Source organism: Streptomyces sp. UH6 (assembly GCF_013421635.1).
GTDB classification, from domain to species: domain Bacteria; phylum Actinomycetota; class Actinomycetes; order Streptomycetales; family Streptomycetaceae; genus Streptomyces; species Streptomyces abyssomicinicus.
On sequence record NZ_JACADT010000499.1, the window covers coordinates 1 to 4130 of the forward strand.

At 70.4% G+C, this 4130-nt stretch carries 4 protein-coding genes; 1 reads left to right on the forward strand and 3 read right to left on the reverse strand.

Translation table 11 applies throughout. The features are described 5' to 3' along the window. Positions 1–243 precede the first annotated feature (243 nt). From purL to purS, 3 genes are read right to left on the reverse strand one after another with little or no spacing between them, the layout of a single operon-like run. A complete protein-coding gene (purL, locus tag HW445_RS20760) occupies positions 244–2505 on the reverse strand; it encodes a phosphoribosylformylglycinamidine synthase subunit PurL (RefSeq protein WP_180222490.1) in 2262 nt (753 codons plus the stop codon). Next, complete coding sequence (purQ, locus tag HW445_RS20765; protein ID WP_180222491.1) at positions 2502–3203, reverse strand: phosphoribosylformylglycinamidine synthase subunit PurQ; 702 nt, start codon at positions 3201–3203, stop codon at positions 2502–2504. Before purQ ends, purL begins: the two co-directional genes overlap by 4 nt. Then, on the reverse strand, positions 3200–3463 hold the full coding sequence (purS, locus tag HW445_RS20770) for a phosphoribosylformylglycinamidine synthase subunit PurS (protein WP_151773722.1): 264 nt from the start codon (positions 3461–3463) through the stop codon (positions 3200–3202). The genes purQ and purS overlap by 4 nt, the downstream gene beginning before the upstream one ends. A 387-nt stretch (positions 3464–3850) precedes the next feature. On the opposite strand from purS, the gene HW445_RS20775 reads away from it, so the two are divergent. Next, the coding region (locus HW445_RS20775; RefSeq protein WP_180222492.1) for an Lsr2 family protein at positions 3851–4130 on the forward strand (280 nt) is incomplete at its 3' end.

A 4130-nucleotide genomic window follows, 5' to 3' on the forward strand; every position in this document is an offset into this window, starting at 1 on the left:
GTAGCGCCTGGACCGCTCCCGCCACCCCTCCGCGTCGATCCGGCAGCCCTCCCTCCGTCGCCCGCCGCCGGTGACGCCCGGCGGGCCTCGCCGTCGGGGATGCCCGCCGGGCGTCACAGCCGGGGACGCCCGGGGTCCGGCGAGGCGCCGGCCCACGACAGGCGCGGGGGCGAACGCGACGGCACCCGGCGCCGCGTGACGCGGTACCGGGTGCCTCGGTGGTGCGGGGCCGACCCTGCCGGATCAGGCCAGCAGACCCTCGATCACGCCTTCGTGCGCGTCGCGGAGTTCCGCGAGCGGCAGCGTGAACTCGCCCTGGAGCTCGACGGCGTCACCGTCGACCACGCCGATGCGCGTGGCCGGCAGCCCCCGCGCCCCGCACATGTCGGTGAAGCGCAGCTCCTCCGAACGCGGCACGGACACGACGGCCCGGCCCGCGGACTCGGAGAACAGGAAGGTGAACGCGTCCAGCCCGTCCGGGACGACCAGCCGCGCGCCGACCCCGCCCTCGAGGGAGGACTCGACCACGGCCTGGATCAGACCGCCGTCGGACAGGTCGTGTGCGGCGTCGATCATCCCGTCCCGCGAGGCGGAGATCAGGATCTCGCCGAGCAGCCGCTCCCGCTCCAGGTCCACCTTGGGCGGCAGGCCGCCGAGGTGGTCGTGGACGACCTGGGACCAGGCCGAGCCGCCGAACTCCTGCTCCGTGTCGCCGAGCAGATAGATCAGCTGACCCTCCTCGCGGAAGGCGACCGGGGTGCGGCGGGCCACGTCGTCGATCACGCCGAGCACGGCGACGACCGGCGTCGGGTGGATCGCGGCGGTGCCCGTCTGGTTGTAGAGCGAGACGTTGCCGCCGGTGACCGGCGTGCCCAGCTGGAGGCAGCCGTCCGCCAGGCCGCGCACGGCCTCCACGAACTGCCACATCACCGCCGGGTCCTCGGGCGAACCGAAGTTGAGGCAGTCCGAGACGGCCAGCGGCTTGGCGCCGGTGGCGGCCACGTTGCGGTAGGCCTCGGCCAGCGCGAGCTGGGCACCCGTGTACGGGTCGAGCTTCGCGTAGCGGCCGTTGCCGTCCGTGGCGATGGCGACGCCGAGGCCGGTCTCCTCGTCGACCCGGATCATGCCGGAGTCGCCCTCGGTGCGGGCGAGGACCGTGTTGCCCTGCACGAGGTGGTCGTACTGCGAGGTGATCCAGGACTTGGAGGCCTGGTTCGGGGACCCGACCAGCTTCAGGACCTGGGCCCGCAGCTCGTCGGCGTTCTCCGGGCGGGGCAGCTTGGCCGCGTCGTCGGCCTGCAGCGCGTCCTGCCAGTCGGGGCGCGCGTACGGGCGGTCGTAGACGGGGCCCTCGTGGGCCACGGTCCGCGGGTCGACGTCGACGATCTTGCCGCCGTGCCAGTAGATCTCCAGGCGGTCGCCGTCGGTCACCTCACCGATGACGGTGGCGATGACGTCCCACTTCTCGCAGATCTCCAGGAAGCGGTCGACCTTCGACGGCTCGACCACGGCGCACATGCGCTCCTGCGACTCGCTCATGAGGATCTCCTCGGGCGAGAGCGTGGAGTCGCGCAGCGGCACGTCGTCGAGCTCGACGCGCATGCCGCCGGAGCCGTTGGAGGCCAGCTCGGAGGTGGCGCAGGACAGACCGGCCGCGCCGAGGTCCTGGATGCCGACGACGAGCTTCTCCTGGAACGCCTCCAGGGTGCACTCGATGAGGAGCTTCTCCTGGAACGGGTCGCCGACCTGCACCGCGGGGCGCTTCGACGGCTTGGCGTCGTCGAAGGTCTCGGAGGCGAGGATCGACGCGCCGCCGATGCCGTCGCCGCCGGTGCGGGCGCCGTAGAGGATGACCTTGTTGCCGGCGCCGGACGCCTTGGCCAGGTGGATGTCCTCGTGGCGCATCACGCCGATGGCACCGGCGTTGACCAGCGGGTTGCCCTGGTAGCAGGCGTCGAAGACGACCTCGCCGCCGATGTTGGGCAGGCCCAGGCAGTTGCCGTAGCCGCTGATGCCCGCGACCACGCCGGGCAGCACGCGCCGGGTGTCGGGGTGGTCGGCCGCGCCGAAGCGCAGCGGGTCGACCACGGCGACCGGGCGGGCGCCCATCGCGATGATGTCGCGCACGATGCCGCCGACGCCGGTCGCGGCGCCCTGGTAGGGCTCCACGTACGACGGATGGTTGTGCGACTCCACCTTGAAGGTGACCGCGTAGCCCTGGCCGACGTCGACGACGCCGGCGTTCTCGCCGATGCCGACCAGCATCGCCTCGGACTGCGGGGCCTTCTCGCCGAACTGGCGCAGGTGGACCTTGGAGGACTTGTAGGAGCAGTGCTCGGACCACATCACCGAGTACATGGCGAGCTCGGCGCCGGTCGGGCGGCGGCCGAGGATCTCGCGGATCCGCTCGTACTCGTCCTTGCTCAGGCCGAGCTCGGCCCAGGGCTGCTCCACGTCGGGGGTCCCGGCCGCGTGCTCGACCGTGTCCAGAGGGGTGCGGCTCATGCGCTGACCAGCTTCTTGATGATCGAGGTGAAGAACGGCAGACCGTCGGTGCCGCCACCGGTGAGGGACTCGACGGCGTGCTCCGGGTGCGGCATCAGACCGACGACGTTGCCCGCCTCGTTGGTGATGCCGGCGATGTTCCGCAGCGAGCCGTTGGGGTTGCCGTAGCCGTCCGCCTCGGGGCCGTCGGTCAGGTAGCGGAACGCGACCCGGCCCTCGGCCTCCAGCTTGTCGAGCGTGTACTCGTCCGCGGTGTAGCGGCCGTCGGCGTTCTTCAGCGGGATCAGGATCTCCTGGCCCGCCTCGTAGTCCGAGGTCCAGGCGGTGCCGGCGTTCTCCACCCGCAGCTTCTGCTCACGGCAGATGAAGTGCAGGTGGTTGTTGCGCAACATGGCGCCGGGGAGCAGGTGCGTCTCGGCGAGGATCTGGAATCCGTTGCAGATGCCGAGGACCGGGAGGCCGGCCTTCGCCTGGTCGATGAGCGTCTCCATCACCGGCGAGAAGCGGGAGATGGCACCGGCCCGCAGGTAGTCGCCGTAGGAGAAGCCGCCGGGCAGGACGACCGCGTCGACCTGCTTGAGGTCCTTGTCCTTGTGCCAGAGGGCGACCGGCTCGGCCCCCGCGATCCGGATCGCGCGCTGCGCGTCACGGTCGTCGAGGCTTCCCGGAAAAGTGACGACGCCGATACGGGTGGTCACTTCGCGGCCTCCGCGACTTCCTCCACCTTGACGGTGAAGTCCTCGATCACGGTGTTGGCGAGGAAGGTCTCGGCGAGCTCGTGGATACGGGCGAGCGCCGCATCGTCGACGGGACCGTCGACCTCGAGCTCGAAACGCTTTCCCTGACGGACGTCGGAGATGCCCTCGAAACCGAGGCGCGGCAGCGCGCGCTGGACCGCCTGGCCCTGGGGGTCGAGGATCTCCGGCTTGAGCATGACGTCGACTACGACGCGTGCCACTGGCACTCCCGATGTGTGGTGCTGAGCAGGTTCCTTCAGACTACCCGGACAGAATTTCTACGCGGGTAGATTAGGAGGAAAGCACGTGTCGTGGATCACCTGCTTCTTGATCGCTCCAGGATTGTCGCGGATGATCACCGAACCGCCGGAAAAACTCCGGGGGGAATCTCCTGGATATCGGGCCCGAGTGCGTGAAATGATTTACCCGCACTTCCCATTTCGACGAACAGCACTGTACAAAGGAATTACCGGCCGTTGACGCCTCGGCCGGTACCGACCGGACAGCCCGGTGATCGCGCCGCTTTCCCGGACGACGTTCGAGCACGTCACGCCGTTTCCGCGGCGCCCGGGAAACCGACGGGATCCCGCAGGAAAGGACCGAATCTCGTGGCTCAGCGTGTCGTGGTCACCCTCTCCGACGACATCGACGGCTCGGAGGCGGCGGAAACGGTCGCTTTCGGCCTCGACGGCCGGACGTACGAGATCGACCTGAACGAAACGAATGCCGGGAAACTGCGCGCCGCGCTCGCCCCGTACGTGGAAGCAGGCCGCAAGCGGGCCCGGTCCGGAAAGGTCTACCGGCAGACCGAGGTCGCGCCCGACCCGGCGGCCGTGCGGGCGTGGGCCCAGGCGCACGCCATGGAGGTGCCGGCCCGCGGCCGGATCC

What these genes read in the sequence shown, in the direction of transcription:
- purL (WP_180222490.1), bottom strand. Translation starts at nt 2,505, where the DNA reads ATGAGCCGCACCCCTCTGGACACGGTCGAGCACGCGGCCGGGACCCCC.